Here is a 14357-nt window from a genome sequence, read left to right as displayed (position 1 = left end):
ACGCACAGGGCTGAATTTCCTTTGACATGGCCGGGTGCATCCCTATAATGCTGCGCCTATGTTGAATGACCCGATTCCACCTCACGTTGACCCGCGCAAATTGGCTGATCGTGGCACCACCCTTCAAGGTGAAGTGCTGCTGGCCGATTTGGAGAGACTCTGCGACCCGCTTTCCGACACTGTCGGTACGGTGCAGGCACAATTCGTTTTTGAACGAGATGAACGTAAATCTGTGGTAATCCACAGCGTTATCGACACCGAAGTCAAAATGGTTTGCCAGCGTTGTCTTGAGCTGGTCACCCTGCCGATCCACAGCGAATGCAGTTATGCTGTGGTGAAAGAGGGTGCGAATACCCAGTCGTTGCCGAAAGGTTATGACGTGCTGGAACTGGGCGAAGATCCATTGGATCTGCATGCACTGATCGAGGAGGAGCTTTTGCTCGCCTTGCCCATTGTGCCTGCTCATCATCCGGAAGAATGCCAGCAGCCGGAGGGTCTCGATGACGAGGCCGAGCCGAGCGAGGACGAGGTAACGCGGTCCAACCCGTTCAGTGTATTGGCGCAGTTAAAGCGTGACCCAAACGTTTAGGAGTTAATCAATTATGGCTGTTCAGCAGAACAAAAAATCCCGCTCCGCCCGTGACATGCGCCGTTCGCACGACGCTCTCGAGGCTAGCACCCTGTCTGTGGAAAAGACCACTGGTGAAGTTCACCTGCGTCACCACGTATCGCCAGAAGGCGTATACCGTGGCCGTAAAGTGATCGACAAGGGCGCTGACGAGTAATCACTTGTCTGCTCAAGTCATCGCGATTGACGCAATGGGCGGGGACTTCGGTCCCCGCAGCATTGTTCAGGCCTGCATTGCCAGCCTGTCTGCCACGCCCTCGCTGCACCTGACCCTCGTCGGTCAACCCTCCCTACTTGAAGAACTGATTGCCAGCCATCCGGCGGTGGATCGCGCGCGCCTGACGATTACGCCAGCCAGCGAAACCATTGGCATGGATGAAAAGCCGGCGGTTGCCCTGCGTGGCAAGCCTGATTCTTCAATGCGGGTGGCCCTTGAGCTGCTGCGTGATGGCAAGGTGCAAGCCTGTGTCAGTGCCGGTAATACCGGCGCGTTGATGGCCTTGTCGCGGCATGTGCTCAAGACCTTGCCGGGTATTGATCGGCCGGCCATGGTGGCGGCGATCCCGACGCAGAAGGGCTATTGCCAACTGCTGGACCTGGGCGCCAATGTCGATTGCAGCGCCGAGCACCTGTTGCAGTTCGCCGTAATGGGTTCGGTGGCCGCCGAGGCGCTCGGCGTAGCCCGCCCCAGGGTGGCCCTGCTCAATATCGGCACCGAGGACATCAAGGGCAACCAGCAGGTCAAGCTTGCCGCCACCTTGTTGCAAGGCGCGCGGGGTTTGAACTACATCGGCTTTGTCGAGGGCGATGGTTTGTACCGTGGCGAAGCTGACGTGGTGGTGTGTGATGGCTTTGTCGGCAATATCCTGCTCAAGTCCAGCGAAGGCCTGGCAACGATGATTGCCACGCGTATCGAAGCGTTGTTCAAGCGCAACCTGGCGTCACGCATGGTAGGTGCCTTGGCGCTTCCCTTGATGCGACGCTTGCAGGCCGACCTGGCGCCGGCACGGCACAACGGTGCAAGCTTTCTTGGCTTGCAGGGCATTGTGGTAAAAAGCCATGGCTCGGCCGGTGTGCTGGGCTTTCAAAGTGCAATTGCGCGGGCCCTGATCGAGATTCAAGAGAACCTGCCGCAACGCTTGCACGGACGTCTTGAGGATCTGTTGCCTTAGGCGAATTGGCCCGGGAGTGCTTAAATGTGACCGGCCAGTTCAATTGACCATCCAATCTGTCAGTTTCGTTCGCGCCCACCGTAGGCGCGAGCATTTTTGACGACCAGATCATTAGGGGCTTGTTACATGTCTACATCCCTCGCATTCGTCTTTCCAGGGCAGGGTTCGCAGTCCCTCGGCATGTTGGCCGAGCTGGGCGCGCAATACCCGCTGATCCTGGACACCTTCAAGGAAGCTTCCGACGCCCTGGGTTATGACCTGTGGGCACTGACCCAGCAGGGGCCGGAAGCGCTGCTCAACCAAACCGATAAAACCCAGCCGGCCATCCTGACCGCTTCGATCGCCCTGTGGCGCTTGTGGCTGGCAGAAGGCGGCGCACGCCCTGCCTTTGTCGCGGGTCACAGCCTGGGCGAGTACAGTGCCCTTGTGGCTGCGGGCAGCCTGACCTTGGCTGAAGCGGTCAAGCTGGTCGAGCGTCGTGGTCAAGTGATGCAAGAAGCCGTTCCGGCCGGGCAGGGCGGCATGGCCGCTATCCTGGGCCTGGAAGATGCGGATGTGATTGCTGCCTGCGCCGAAGCGGCCCAGGGCGAAGTGGTCAGCGCGGTGAACTTCAACTCCCCAGGCCAGGTGGTGATCGCCGGCGCCAAGGCGGCTGTCGAGCGTGCCATCGAGGGTTGCAAGGCCCGTGGCGCCAAGCGTGCCCTGCCATTGCCGGTGAGCGTACCGTCCCACTGCGAACTGATGCGCCCGGCTGCCGAGCGTTTTGCCGAGTCTATCGCGGCCATCAACTGGCAGGCGCCGCAGATCCCGCTGGTGCAGAACGTCAGCGCGGCCGTGGCCGCCGACCTCGACACCCTCAAGCGCGACCTGCTGGAGCAACTGTACAAGCCAGTGCGTTGGGTTGAATCGGTCCAGACCCTGGCGGCCAACGGTGCCACTGAACTGGTCGAGTGCGGCCCGGGCAAAGTCCTGGCCGGCTTGAACAAGCGCTGCGCCGACGGTGTGTCGACCGCCAACCTCAATACCCCTGAAGCCTTCGCTGCCGCTCGCGCGGCACTGGCCTGAATCCCGTACTTAGGAGAAGCCTGCATGAGTCTGCAAGGTAAAGTTGCACTGGTTACCGGCGCAAGCCGTGGCATTGGCCAGGCCATCGCCCTGGAGCTGGGCCGTCAGGGCGCCGTTGTGATCGGCACCGCCACCTCTGCCTCGGGCGCCGAGCGTATCGCCGCGACCCTGAAGGAAAACGGCGTGCAAGGCACCGGTCTTGAGCTGAATGTGACCAGCGATGAGTCCGTGGCTGCCGTACTGGCCCAGATCACTGCTCAGTTCGGTGCGCCGGCTATTCTGGTGAACAACGCCGGGATCACCCGTGACAACCTGATGATGCGCATGAAAGACGACGAGTGGTACGACGTGGTCGATACCAACCTGAACAGTCTGTTTCGCCTGTCCAAGGGCGTTTTGCGCGGCATGACCAAGGCGCGTTGGGGCCGAATTATCAATATTGGCTCCGTAGTGGGTGCCATGGGCAACGCAGGCCAAGTAAACTATGCCTCTGCCAAGGCCGGCCTGGAAGGTTTCAGCCGTGCACTGGCGCGTGAAGTCGGCTCGCGGTCGATTACGGTCAACTCGGTGGCCCCTGGGTTCATCGACACCGATATGACCCGCGAACTGCCGGAAGCACAGCGCGAAGCCTTGCTGACGCAGATTCCGCTGGGCCGTCTGGGCCAGGCCCAAGAGATCGCGAATGTGGTCACTTTCCTGGCATCTGACGGTGCGGCATACGTGACTGGGGCTACAATCCCGGTTAACGGCGGGATGTACATGAGTTAAATTGTGACGGATCGCTTCAAAAAAATGTCATACGAGCTGTCTAAAATCCGTTATAAAGCTGCAACTTAATTTATAGGCAGGTGGTCGACCGGGTACAGGGTGAAGCTTTCAGTTGAAAAGCTGAAATGGCTTTCTATACACTTACCCACTGGCCAGCTGCCTGAATTTGTCCATTAGGAGTTAAACAAGGTATGAGCACCATCGAAGAGCGCGTCAAGAAAATCGTCGCCGAGCAACTGGGCGTTAAGGAAGAAGAAGTGGTCAACACTGCTTCCTTCGTAGAAGACCTGGGTGCCGATTCCCTTGACACCGTTGAGCTGGTGATGGCTCTGGAAGAGGAATTCGAGACCGAAATCCCGGACGAAGAAGCTGAAAAAATCACTACTGTTCAAGCTGCCATCGACTACGTTACTAGCCACCAGGCGTAATAGTTTGTAGTCGTCGCTTGCTGTCAGGGAAAAACCGCACTGCTGTAACGGCGTGCGGTTTTTTCTTTAGCGGCGATGAAAAAGTGTCGTCATTAGAAAAAGGAGAGTGCTGTGTCGCGTAGACGCGTCGTAGTCACCGGTATGGGTATGTTGTCGCCACTGGGTACGGATGTGCCGAGCAGTTGGCAGGGCATTCTGGCTGGCCGCAGTGGTATTGGTCTGATCGAACATACGGACCTTTCTGCCTATTCCACCCGTTTTGGCGGCTCGGTAAAGGGCTTCAATGTCGAGGAATATCTCTCGATCAAAGAGTCCCGCAAGCTCGACCTGTTCATTCAGTACGGCCTGGCTGCCGGTTTTCAGGCAGTGCGTAACGCCGGCCTGGAAGTCACCGACGCCAACCGTGACCGCATCGGCGTGGCCATGGGTTCGGGTATTGGCGGTCTGACCAATATCGAAGAAACCAGCCGCACGCTGCATGAGACTGGCCCACGTCGAATTTCACCGTTCTTCGTACCGGGCTCGATCATCAATATGATTTCCGGCTTCCTGTCCATCCATCTGGGGGCACAGGGGCCTAACTACGCGATTTCAACGGCGTGCACCACAGGCACCCACTGCATCGGTATGGCGGCGCGCAACATTGCCTACGACGAAGCCGATGTGATGATCGCCGGCGGCGCCGAAATGGCGGCCTGTGGCCTGGGCATGGGCGGCTTCGGCGCGTCCCGTGCGCTGTCGACCCGCAATGACGAGCCGACCCGTGCCAGCCGTCCGTGGGACAAGGGCCGTGACGGCTTCGTGCTGTCCGACGGTGCCGGTGCGCTGGTGCTCGAAGAGTTGGAGCACGCCAAGGCGCGTGGTGCCACCATCTACGCCGAACTGATCGGGTTCGGCATGAGCGGTGACGCGTACCACATGACTTCACCGCCGTCCGACGGAGCGGGTGCTGCGCGTTGCATCACCAATGCCCTGCGCGATGCGAAGGTCAACCCCGACCAGGTGCAGTACATCAACGCCCATGGTACTTCGACCCCGACTGGCGACCGTGCGGAAGCCGAGGCCATCAAGTCGGTGTTCGGTGAGCATGCCTACAAGCTGGCGGTCAGCTCCACCAAGTCCATGACCGGCCACCTGTTGGGTGCGGCGGGCGCGGTCGAGGCGATCTTCAGTGTGATGGCAATCAGGGATCAGGTCGCTCCGCCGACCATCAACCTTGATGAGCCGGACGAGGGCTGCGACCTGAACTTCGTGCCCCACGAAGCGCAACCCATGCCGATTGACGTGGCGATTTCCAACTCGTTCGGTTTCGGTGGCACCAACGGTTCCCTGGTGTTCCGCCGGTTCGCCGAGTGATGCACAGCTGGGTCGACGGTCAACCAGCGGACAACGTGCCCCTGAAAGATCGCGGCCTGGCGTATGGCGATGGGGTATTCGAGACCATCGCCGTCAAGGCCGGGCAGCCGTTGCTGCTCGACCGTCACCTGCAACGCTTGGAAGAGGGTTGCAGGCGCTTGGCATTGGCGGTGGATCACGGGTTGATTCGCCACGAAGTGCTGACCTTCGCTGCCGGCCTTGGCGACGGTATTCTCAAATTGATCCTTACCCGTGGCGACAGCTTGCGCGGTTATGGCATCAACCCTGGCGCACCGGTGCGCCGCATCTTGCAGGGCAGTGCGCCCGCTGTTTACCCACCCACTCATGAAGTCGAAGGCGTGCGCCTGTTTGCGTGTGCCACGCGTTTGGCGCAGCAGCCGCTGCTGGCCGGTATCAAGCACCTCAATCGTTTGGAGCAGGTGATCGCGCGTGCCGAGTGGCAAGATACCGAACATGCCGAAGGCCTGATGCTGGACATGTCTGGTCGGGTGATCGAAGGCATATTCAGCAACCTTTTCCTGGTGCGCAATGGCTTGTTACTAACCGCTGATCTGAGCCGTTGTGGCGTTGCCGGCGTAATGCGCGCCGAAGTGCTGGCTCAGGCACAAGCGCTGGGCGTCCCGGTGGCCGTGGCCGACATCAGTGTTGAGCAGTTGCAACAGGCCGATGAAGTCTTCGTCTGCAACAGCGTATATGGCATTTGGCCGGTGCGTGGCTGCGCTGCGATGAGCTGGCCGGTTGGGCCACTCACCCGTAAACTGCAGGGCATTGTTCGCGCGCTATTGGATATTTGAGTTGATACGAAAACTGGTGTTACTGCTGCAGATCAGCCTGGTCTCGGCGGCGTTGCTCGTGGGCTTTTCGGCCTGGAAACTCGACTCTGCCCTCAAGCAGCCCCTGAAGCTGCCTCAGGAGCAGTTGCTCGACGTACCCGCTGGCGCGACGCCGACGGGCACCTTCAATCGTCTGGAAGCCGACGGCGTGCTCGACGATGCCTTTTGGCTGCGTCTGTACTGGCGCTTCAACCTCGAAGGCCAGCCGCTGCACAGCGGCGAGTACCGCATGAGCCCGGGCCTTACCGCCGAGGGTTTGATCGGCCTGTGGCAGCGCGGCGAAGTGGTGCAGTACAGCCTGACCTTGGTGGAGGGCTGGAATTTCCGTCAGGTGCGCACCGCCCTGGCCAAGCATGAAAAGATCGTGCAGACCCTGGCGGGCCTGACGGACAGCGAAGTGATGGATAAGCTCGGCCACCCAGGTGTGTTTCCTGAAGGGCGGTTCTTCCCCGACACCTACCGTTTTGTCCGCGGCATGACCGATGTCGAATTCCTGAAAAAAGCCTACAACCGCCTGGACGATGTACTCGCCCAGGAGTGGAGCAAGCGTGCCGCCGACGCGCCCTACACCGACCCTTACCAGGCGTTGATCATGGCGTCCCTGGTGGAAAAGGAGACCGGTGTGCCCCAGGAGCGCGGGCAGATTGCCGGTGTGTTTGTGCGTCGCCTGAAGATCGGCATGTTGCTGCAGACCGACCCCACTGTGATCTACGGCCTGGGTGAGCGCTACAACGGTAAATTGACCCGTGCCCACCTCAAGGAAGCCAACCCCTACAACACCTACATGGTCGCCGGCCTGCCGCCTACGCCCATCGCGATGGTCGGCCGCGAGGCGATCCATGCCGCGCTGAACCCGGTGCCGGGCAGCAGCCTGTATTTCGTCGCCCGTGGCGATGGCAGCCATATATTCTCGGATAACCTGGATGCGCATAATGCTGCCGTGCGGGAGTTCCAGCTCAAGCGCCGTGCCGATTACCGTTCCAGCCCGGCGCCGGTGGTGAAACTGCTGGAAGATTCGGCACCTTCCAGCGATGCACCTGCCCCCGACGCACCGATCGAGCCCGCGCCGGACACTACCGCGCCGCAAAGCCCGCAATGACTCTGACTAAGGACTGCCTGTGACTGGCTTGTTTATTACCCTGGAAGGCCCGGAAGGCGCCGGCAAAAGCACTAACCGTGACTACCTGGCGGAGCGCCTGCGGGCGCAGGGAATCGAGGTGGTGCTGACCCGGGAGCCGGGCGGTACGCCGTTGGCCGAGCGCATTCGCGAAGTCCTGCTGGCTACGGGTGACGAGTCGATGAACCCGGACACCGAATTGCTCCTGGTATTTGCGGCCCGTGCCCAGCACCTGGCCGAAGTGATTCGCCCGGCCCTGGCGCGGGGTGCCGTAGTGATCTGCGACCGGTTTACCGATTCCACCTACGCCTATCAGGGCGGGGGCCGGGGGTTGTCCCTGGAGCGTATCGCCACCCTGGAAACTTTCGTGCAAGGCGATCTGCGCCCCGACCTGACCCTGTTGTTCGACCTGCCGGTGGAAGTGGGCATGGCCCGCGCCAGTGCGCGTGGCCGCCTGGACCGTTTCGAGCTGGAAGGCCAGGCCTTTTTTGATGCGGTGCGCAGTGCTTTCCTGCAGCGCGCCAAGGCTGAGCCCGCACGTTATTACCTGTTGGACGCCGCCCAGCCGCTGAACCAGGTGCAGCAGGCTATCGACGCGCTGTTGCCCGCCCTGTTGGAGCGTAGCCGTGGCTGAGTCCTACCCGTGGCAGGACGGCCTCTGGCAGCAACTGGCGGGGCGCGCACAGCACGCCCACGCCTATCTGCTGCATGGGCCGGTGGGCATCGGTAAGCGCCATCTAGCCGAACGCCTGATGGGCAGCCTGTTGTGCCAACGCCCGGTCAATCTGGAGGCGTGTGGCGAGTGCAAGTCCTGCCTGTTGCTCAAGGCTGGCAGTCACCCGGACAACTATGTGCTGGAGCCCGAGGAAGCGGACAAGGCCATCAAGGTCGACCAGGTGCGCGACCTGGTGAGCTTCGTGGTGCAGACCGCGCAGATGGGCGGGCGCAAAGTGGTGCTGATCGAGCCGGTCGAGGCGATGAATATCAACGCGGCCAACGCCTTGCTCAAAAGCCTTGAAGAGCCGTCCGGCGATACCGTGCTGTTGCTGGTGAGCCACCAATCCAGCCGCTTGTTGCCGACCATTCGCAGCCGTTGCGTGCAGCAGGCTTGCCCGTTGCCCAGCGAGGCCATGAGCCTGCAATGGCTGGCGCAGGCCTTGCCGGAATGCAGCGCAGAAGAACGCGGCGAGTTGTTGACCCTGGCGGCCGGTTCGCCCTTGGCAGCGGTGAAGTTGCAGGCCCAGGGCGTGCGCGAACAGCGTGCACTGGTCGTGGATGGCGTGAAGAAGCTGCTCAAGCAGGAACTGTCCGCCACGCAACTGGCCGAAAGCGCCTGGAAGGACATTCCGCTGTTGCTGCTGTTCGACTGGTTCTGCGACTGGTCCAGCCTGATCCTGCGCTACCAGCTTACCCAGGATGAGAGCGGCCTGGGCCTGGCGGATATGCGCAAGGTCGTGCAATACCTGGCGCAAAAAAGTGCCCAGGACAAAGTGCTGAACATCCAGGACTGGATCCTCGCCCAGCGCCAGAAAGTCCTCGGCAAGGCCAACCTCAACCGCGTGCTGTTGCTCGAGGCATTGCTGGTGCAGTGGGTAGGCCTGCTCGGGCGCCGTTAAATTCCGTGGCCGACGGGTGTATCGTTGGCCCTACCTCTTTTGTGACTTAAGCCCTGATTCCTATGCTCGTAGATTCCCATTGCCACCTTGATCGCCTCGACCTTGCCCAGCACGGCGGCTCCCTCGACGCCGCCCTTGAAGCGGCCCGCCAGCGTGGGGTAGGGCACTTCCTGTGCATTGGCGTCAGCGCCGATAACGCCGCCGACGTCAAAGCCCTGGCTGATCGCTACGCCGACGTCGATTGCTCGGTGGGTATCCACCCGCTGGACCTCAAGCCTGGCGAAGCCCCGGCGCTCGATTGGTTACTGGGTGAACTCAACCACCCGCGGGTCGTGGCCATTGGCGAAACCGGCCTGGACTACCACTACGAGCCTGAAGCTGCCGAGTTGCAGCAGGCCTCGTTCCGCCTGCACCTGCAAGCCGCCCAGCAGACGCGCAAGCCGGTGATCGTCCACACCCGAGGCGCCCGTGCCGATACCCTGGCCTTGCTGCGTGAAGCCGCGTTGCCGCAGGCTGGTGTGCTGCATTGCTTTACCGAAGACTGGGACATGGCCAAGGCCGCTCTGGACCTGGGGTTCTATATTTCCCTGTCGGGCATCGTCACCTTCCGCAATGCCGACGCGCTACGCGATGTGGCCCGTCAGGTGCCCGCCGACCGCCTGCTGGTGGAAACCGACTCGCCGTACCTGGCCCCCATCCCCCATCGCGGCAAGCCGAACCTGCCCGAATATGTACGTGACGTGGCTGATTACCTGGCGATGCTGCGCGGTGAGCCTTACGAGCGTTTTGCCGAGCAGACCACTGAAAACTTCAAGCGCCTGTTCCCGCTGGCCCACGTAGCCGGTTAGAGCGGCTGAATCGCAGGCAAAAAAAACCCGGGTTCTGGGGGGTGAATCCGGGCTAAGACCATTAGGAGTAAAACAAGGGCACGCAGTCCGTCGGTACCCAGGTCGACGCGTCACTTGGGGGAGATGTCGCGCCGACAGTTGAAGTATTGACCACTATCCCATTCAGTCCAGTCGCGATTGATCGTTTTTTAAACAGATTTGGAATACGCCGCCTTCGCTTGAGTTCTCATTGCGCTGATGGGCAGGTTCAGGTGTTGCGTATTATTTCTGACTGATAACCAAGAAATCGTTGGCGCATTGAAAGTTATGTGCCTGACGGGTTCACATAGACATTGCCCAACGACCGTTCAGTCGGGATAATCCCTCGCATCGGGTAAATCGTATCGCCACGTATCCATGGCGCTGCGCAACCCTCCCTATTTCCGACCTTTGCAGACTCTTCCTCATGCACAAAGAACCCCGTAAGGTCCGTGAGTTTCGCCGCCGTGAGCAGGAAATTCTCGACACCGCGCTCAAGCTGTTCCTCGAACAAGGTGAAGACAGCGTCACCGTCGAGATGATTGCGGATGCCGTGGGTATCGGCAAAGGCACGATCTACAAACACTTCAAGTCCAAGGCCGAAATCTACCTGCGCCTGATGCTCGACTACGAGCGCGATTTGAACGAGTTGCTGCACTCGGCCGATGTCGACAAAGACAAGGAAGCCCTTTCCCGCGCTTACTTCGAGTTCCGCATGCGTGACCCGCAGCGCTATCGCCTGTTCGACCGCCTGGAAGAAAAGGTGGTCAAAGGTCACCAAGTGCCGGAGATGGTCGAGGAACTGCACAAGATCCGCGCCTCGAACTTCGAACGCCTGACCCTGTTGATCAAGGGCCGTATCAGCGAAGGCAAGCTTGAAGACGTGCCACCGTATTTCCACTACTGCGCCGCCTGGGCCTTGGTGCATGGCGCCGTGGCGCTGTACCACTCGCCGTTCTGGAGCAATGTGCTGGAAGACCAGGAAGGTTTCTTCCAATTCCTGATGGACATCGGCGTGCGCATGGGCAACAAGCGCAAGCACAGCCCGGAACTGCCGGGCGCCGAGAAGAGCGGCGAAACCCCTGCCACGTAAGTCATTCGCCACTGTGATGGCGCAATGATTTACTGCCAGGCGCAGTAACCCAGGAATATACTCAGGCAAGGACCTTGCTAAAAGCTGAGTTATGAGTCAGCTTTTAGCGCGCCCGAATTATCCTCTGCCGGAGTGATCCATGATCGTTGATCGTCAAGGCAGGCGTTTTCGCAATTTGCGGATCAGCCTGACTTCAGCCTGCAATTATGCGTGTACCTATTGCGTGCCCGACGGCAAGCGGCTGGTGGCTGCCCAGGATGAACTGTCGGCCGAAGCCATGGCCCGAGGCGTGGCGTACCTGATCGAAGCGGCGGGTATCGAGCGCTTGCGCATTACTGGCGGTGAGCCGTTGGTCAGCCCCAAGCTGGAAGCCTTCATGGGCGCGGTAGGGCAGATGGGCCTGAGCGACATCAGCCTGACCACCAACGGCCAACTGCTGGCGCGCAAACTGCCGTTGCTGGTGGCTGCCGGCATTCGGCGCATCAATGTCTCCCTCGACACGCTGGATGCCGAAGCTTTCCGCAGCATCGCCCGTGGCGGCGACCTGGCCACCGTGCTCGATGGCATGGATCAGGCCAGTGCTGCCGGGATCAAGATCAAGGTCAACATGGTGCCGTTGCGCGGCCAGAACCTGGACCAGGTGATGCCGCTGCTCGATTACTGCCTGGAGCGTGGCTACGAGCTGCGCTTTATCGAACTGATGCGCATGGGGCACCTGGCCAAAGACTCCAACGCCTTCCTGCAACAGTTCGTCAGTTTGCAACAGCTGCTCAGCTTGATCGGCGAACAACATGAATACCTGCAAGCCAACGCGCCCGTCGATGCGACAGCGGTACGTTATGAAGTGCCGGGCAAGGGCTTCTTCGGCGTGATCGCCAACGAGAGCGTACCGTTCTGCCGCACCTGTTCGCGGTTGCGATTATCCTCCACCGGTTGGCTGCATGGGTGCCTGTCGTCCAGCAATCGCCATTATGTCGGTGACTTGCTCGATCAACCGCGTCACCAGGCGTTGCCGGCGTTGCAGGGCTTGTTGATGAAAGCCTTGGCTGACAAGCAGGAAGTGGCGTTTTCCGGCGGTGCCACGATCATGAAGATCATCGGCGGCTGATGCCGTTTTAATTCGGTTGCACATCAGTGGTAGGAGCTGGCTTGCCTGCGATGCTTATAGATCCTTGCAACTTTCAAGGTTATAGCCACCGACGGTAACCACGATGCGAAGCGAGCCGCTCTTGATCTGCTTTTGATCTTGATCTCAGGCGCCCCGTCAAACCACGCTGGCGGATTACGGGCACACCGAGCCTAAGCGAGGTGCCGAGTGGTGGGGCAAGAGCCTTTTGCTTACTTTTGGCTGGGCCGGCATTCCGGCTCTTTTCAAAAGTGAGCCGCCGTTGGGCGGAACCCTAAGTGGCCGTTACCGCAGCAATGGATATGTACTCGGTATAACAGTGTCGACTGTCAGGGCGTCTTCGCAGGCAAGCCAGCTCCCACAGTTTGATCGCGGGGCGTCAGGTAGATAGGCGTCGGCTGTCCGGTCGCCACGGGGGCAAGATGCCTTGCCACAGGTGGGCTACGGTGCGCTTGGAACATAAAAAAAGGTGCGGCCCTCGCGGATCGCACCTTTTTTATTGCCGGCTGGCTATCAGTTGCCCAATGCCTTGGACGCCAACCAGAACAACCCGGCCGAGAGGCCTACGGTCGCTGGCAAGGTCAATACCCAAGCCATCAAGATGGTCTTGACCGTGCCACCTTGCAGGCCGCTCTTGTTGGCAACCATCGTGCCCGCCACGCCAGAAGACAGGACGTGAGTGGTGGACACTGGCAGGGCAAAGATATTGGCGAAGCCGATCATGGTGGCCGTGGTGATTTGCGCCGACATGCCCTGGGCATAGGTCATGCCTTGCTTGCCGATCTTCTCACCGATGGTCAGGACCACGCGCTTCCAGCCCACCATGGTGCCCAGGCCCAGGGCCAGTGCGACCGCGAGGATCACCCAGAACGGGGCGTACTCGGTGGTGGCGGTCAGGTCTTTGCGCAGCTTGTCGAGGTCGGACTTCTCACGGGAGTCCAGGCCTGGCAGCTTGCCGACTTTCTTCGCGGTGTCATCCAGGCAGAGCAGGTAACGACGCACTTCGATGCGGTGGTCGGCCGTCAGCGAGTGGTAGTCCGAGACGCCCTTGAGGGTGCCCAGCAGCGCGTTGATCGTCGGTTCGGTCTGCTGCGGGTTGCAGCGGAACTTGCCCGGCAGGTCATCCTTCACGCTTTTGCCTAGGGCCAGGAACTCACCTAGGGTCTCGTGGTTGCGCTGGTAGAACTGGTTCAGGTGCAGGGTGGCGTCGCGGGTACGTTCGATCTGGTAGGTGGTGCTGCCCAGGTCCAATACGAACTGCGCCGGCACGATACCGATGAGCACCAGCATGATCAGGCCGATGCCTTTCTGGCCATCGTTGGAGCCGTGCACGAAGCTCACAGCCATGGCCGAAATCACCAGGACCAGGCGGTTCCAGAACGGCGGGTGCTTTTTGTCGTCAAGCTTGCGGCGCTGGTCCGGGGTCTTGTGCATCTTCGACAGCGGGCGCCACCACTTCAGGCCGATCAGCACCAGGGCGGCGACCAGGAAGCCCGCCATCGGCGAGAACACCAGCGACGCGCCGATATCCACGGCCTTCTGCCAGTTCACACCGTCAGCCAGGGGGATGTCGTTGATCAACGCGTTGGCCAGGCCGACACCGAGGATCGAGCCGATCAGGGTGTGGGAGCTGGAGGCGGGGATACCGAAGTACCAGGTGCCCAGGTTCCAGGTGATTGCCGCCGCCAACAACGAGAAGACCATTGCCAAGCCATGGCCGGTGTTCACATTGATCAGCAACTCCACCGGCAGCAAGTGCACGATGGCGTAGGCGACACCGACACCACCGAGCAATACGCCGAGGAAATTGAACACCCCGGAGAAGAACACGGCCAAGTGTGGCGGCATGGCTTTGGTATAGATGACTGTGGCCACCGCGTTAGCGGTGTCATGAAAGCCATTGATGAACTCGAAGGCGAGGACAAAGGCCAGGGCGAGCAACAGGCTCACGAGAACCCAAGCATCCAGTCCGCTGAATAAATCGATCATGAAGGTTTTCTGACCCGGTCGTAAGGGGGCGCGATTATGCCAGAAAACATCAGTAATCGATGCATTAGCTGCTCATCGGTAACAATCTTCCTGGAAAAAAACGCGGCAAGACACACGCATCCCAGGGTTTTCGGGGCTTTGGCAAGTCTTTGATTTATAAAGCGCAGGCCGCCGAAGGCGGGCTTTAGTCATGAAAATGCCATGTCTGAAACATTTGTATGAAATTTCGTGGGTAGCTGTAGGTTACTGACCAGCGGACGCTAAAGCAGGTGCCCTCTG

At 60.3% G+C, this 14357-nt stretch carries 15 protein-coding genes; 14 read left to right on the top strand and 1 reads right to left on the bottom strand.

Annotation, left to right across the window (positions count from 1 at the left end):
* Positions 1 to 58 precede the first annotated feature (58 nt).
* The 14 genes from PSH76_RS20970 (at position 59) to PSH76_RS20905 (ending at position 12071) form a co-directional block, all read left to right on the top strand.
* Positions 59 to 589, top strand: coding sequence for a YceD family protein (locus tag PSH76_RS20970; protein ID WP_032893131.1), 531 nt, complete (start codon positions 59 to 61; stop codon positions 587 to 589).
* A 13-nt stretch (positions 590 to 602) separates the two neighbouring features.
* Positions 603 to 785 (top strand): 50S ribosomal protein L32, encoded by a 183-nt coding sequence (gene rpmF / locus PSH76_RS20965; protein ID WP_003179396.1) that lies wholly within the window; start codon positions 603 to 605, stop codon positions 783 to 785.
* 4 nt (positions 786 to 789) lie between these two features.
* Positions 790 to 1800: a phosphate acyltransferase PlsX gene (plsX, locus tag PSH76_RS20960; RefSeq protein ID WP_082239708.1), complete on the top strand. Its 1011-nt coding sequence runs from the start codon at positions 790 to 792 to the stop codon at positions 1798 to 1800.
* 126 nt (positions 1801 to 1926) lie between these two features.
* On the top strand, positions 1927 to 2865 hold the full coding sequence (gene fabD / locus PSH76_RS20955; RefSeq protein ID WP_305492859.1) for an ACP S-malonyltransferase: 939 nt from the start codon (positions 1927 to 1929) through the stop codon (positions 2863 to 2865).
* Between the two features lie 24 nt (positions 2866 to 2889).
* A complete protein-coding gene (gene fabG / locus PSH76_RS20950) occupies positions 2890 to 3633 on the top strand; it encodes a 3-oxoacyl-ACP reductase FabG (protein ID WP_003189275.1) in 744 nt (247 codons plus the stop codon).
* Positions 3634 to 3824: 191 nt separating this feature from the next.
* Positions 3825 to 4061, top strand: a complete 237-nt coding sequence (acpP, locus tag PSH76_RS20945; RefSeq protein ID WP_003175607.1) for an acyl carrier protein — start codon at positions 3825 to 3827, stop codon at positions 4059 to 4061.
* A gap of 111 nt (positions 4062 to 4172) precedes the next feature.
* On the top strand, positions 4173 to 5417 hold the full coding sequence (fabF, locus tag PSH76_RS20940; RefSeq protein ID WP_032893129.1) for a beta-ketoacyl-ACP synthase II: 1245 nt from the start codon (positions 4173 to 4175) through the stop codon (positions 5415 to 5417).
* The gene (pabC, locus tag PSH76_RS20935; RefSeq protein WP_098952524.1) at positions 5417 to 6232 is read left to right on the top strand and encodes an aminodeoxychorismate lyase; all 816 of its coding nucleotides are present in this window, start codon (positions 5417 to 5419) and stop codon (positions 6230 to 6232) included. Before fabF ends, pabC begins: the two co-directional genes overlap by 1 nt.
* 1 nt (position 6233) lies before the next feature.
* Positions 6234 to 7370 carry an endolytic transglycosylase MltG gene (gene mltG / locus PSH76_RS20930; RefSeq protein WP_305492858.1) on the top strand — a complete coding sequence of 379 codons (1137 nt, stop codon included), beginning with the start codon at positions 6234 to 6236 and terminating at the stop codon, positions 7368 to 7370.
* 19 nt (positions 7371 to 7389) lie between these two features.
* Positions 7390 to 8022: a dTMP kinase gene (tmk, locus tag PSH76_RS20925; RefSeq protein ID WP_098952521.1), complete on the top strand. Its 633-nt coding sequence runs from the start codon at positions 7390 to 7392 to the stop codon at positions 8020 to 8022.
* Positions 8015 to 9004 carry a DNA polymerase III subunit delta' gene (locus PSH76_RS20920; protein WP_032893125.1) on the top strand — a complete coding sequence of 330 codons (990 nt, stop codon included), beginning with the start codon at positions 8015 to 8017 and terminating at the stop codon, positions 9002 to 9004. Before tmk ends, PSH76_RS20920 begins: the two co-directional genes overlap by 8 nt.
* A 62-nt stretch (positions 9005 to 9066) precedes the next feature.
* Positions 9067 to 9852: a TatD family hydrolase gene (locus tag PSH76_RS20915; protein ID WP_003189285.1), complete on the top strand. Its 786-nt coding sequence runs from the start codon at positions 9067 to 9069 to the stop codon at positions 9850 to 9852.
* A gap of 445 nt (positions 9853 to 10297) precedes the next feature.
* Complete coding sequence (locus tag PSH76_RS20910; protein WP_003189287.1) at positions 10298 to 10963, top strand: TetR/AcrR family transcriptional regulator; 666 nt, start codon at positions 10298 to 10300, stop codon at positions 10961 to 10963.
* A gap of 139 nt (positions 10964 to 11102) precedes the next feature.
* Entirely contained in the window at positions 11103 to 12071 is a 969-nt protein-coding gene (locus tag PSH76_RS20905) for a GTP 3',8-cyclase MoaA (protein WP_032893122.1), read from the top strand.
* 531 nt (positions 12072 to 12602) lie between these two features.
* Here the strand turns inward: PSH76_RS20905 and PSH76_RS20900 are convergent.
* Entirely contained in the window at positions 12603 to 14078 is a 1476-nt protein-coding gene (locus tag PSH76_RS20900; RefSeq protein WP_003189291.1) for an inorganic phosphate transporter, read from the bottom strand.
* Between the last annotated feature and the right edge of the window lie 279 nt (positions 14079 to 14357).

Source organism: Pseudomonas sp. FP215, assembly GCF_030687795.1.
Classification (GTDB): Bacteria; Pseudomonadota; Gammaproteobacteria; order Pseudomonadales; family Pseudomonadaceae; genus Aquipseudomonas; species Aquipseudomonas salmasensis.
This window is presented reverse-complemented; position numbering and strand designations above follow the sequence as displayed.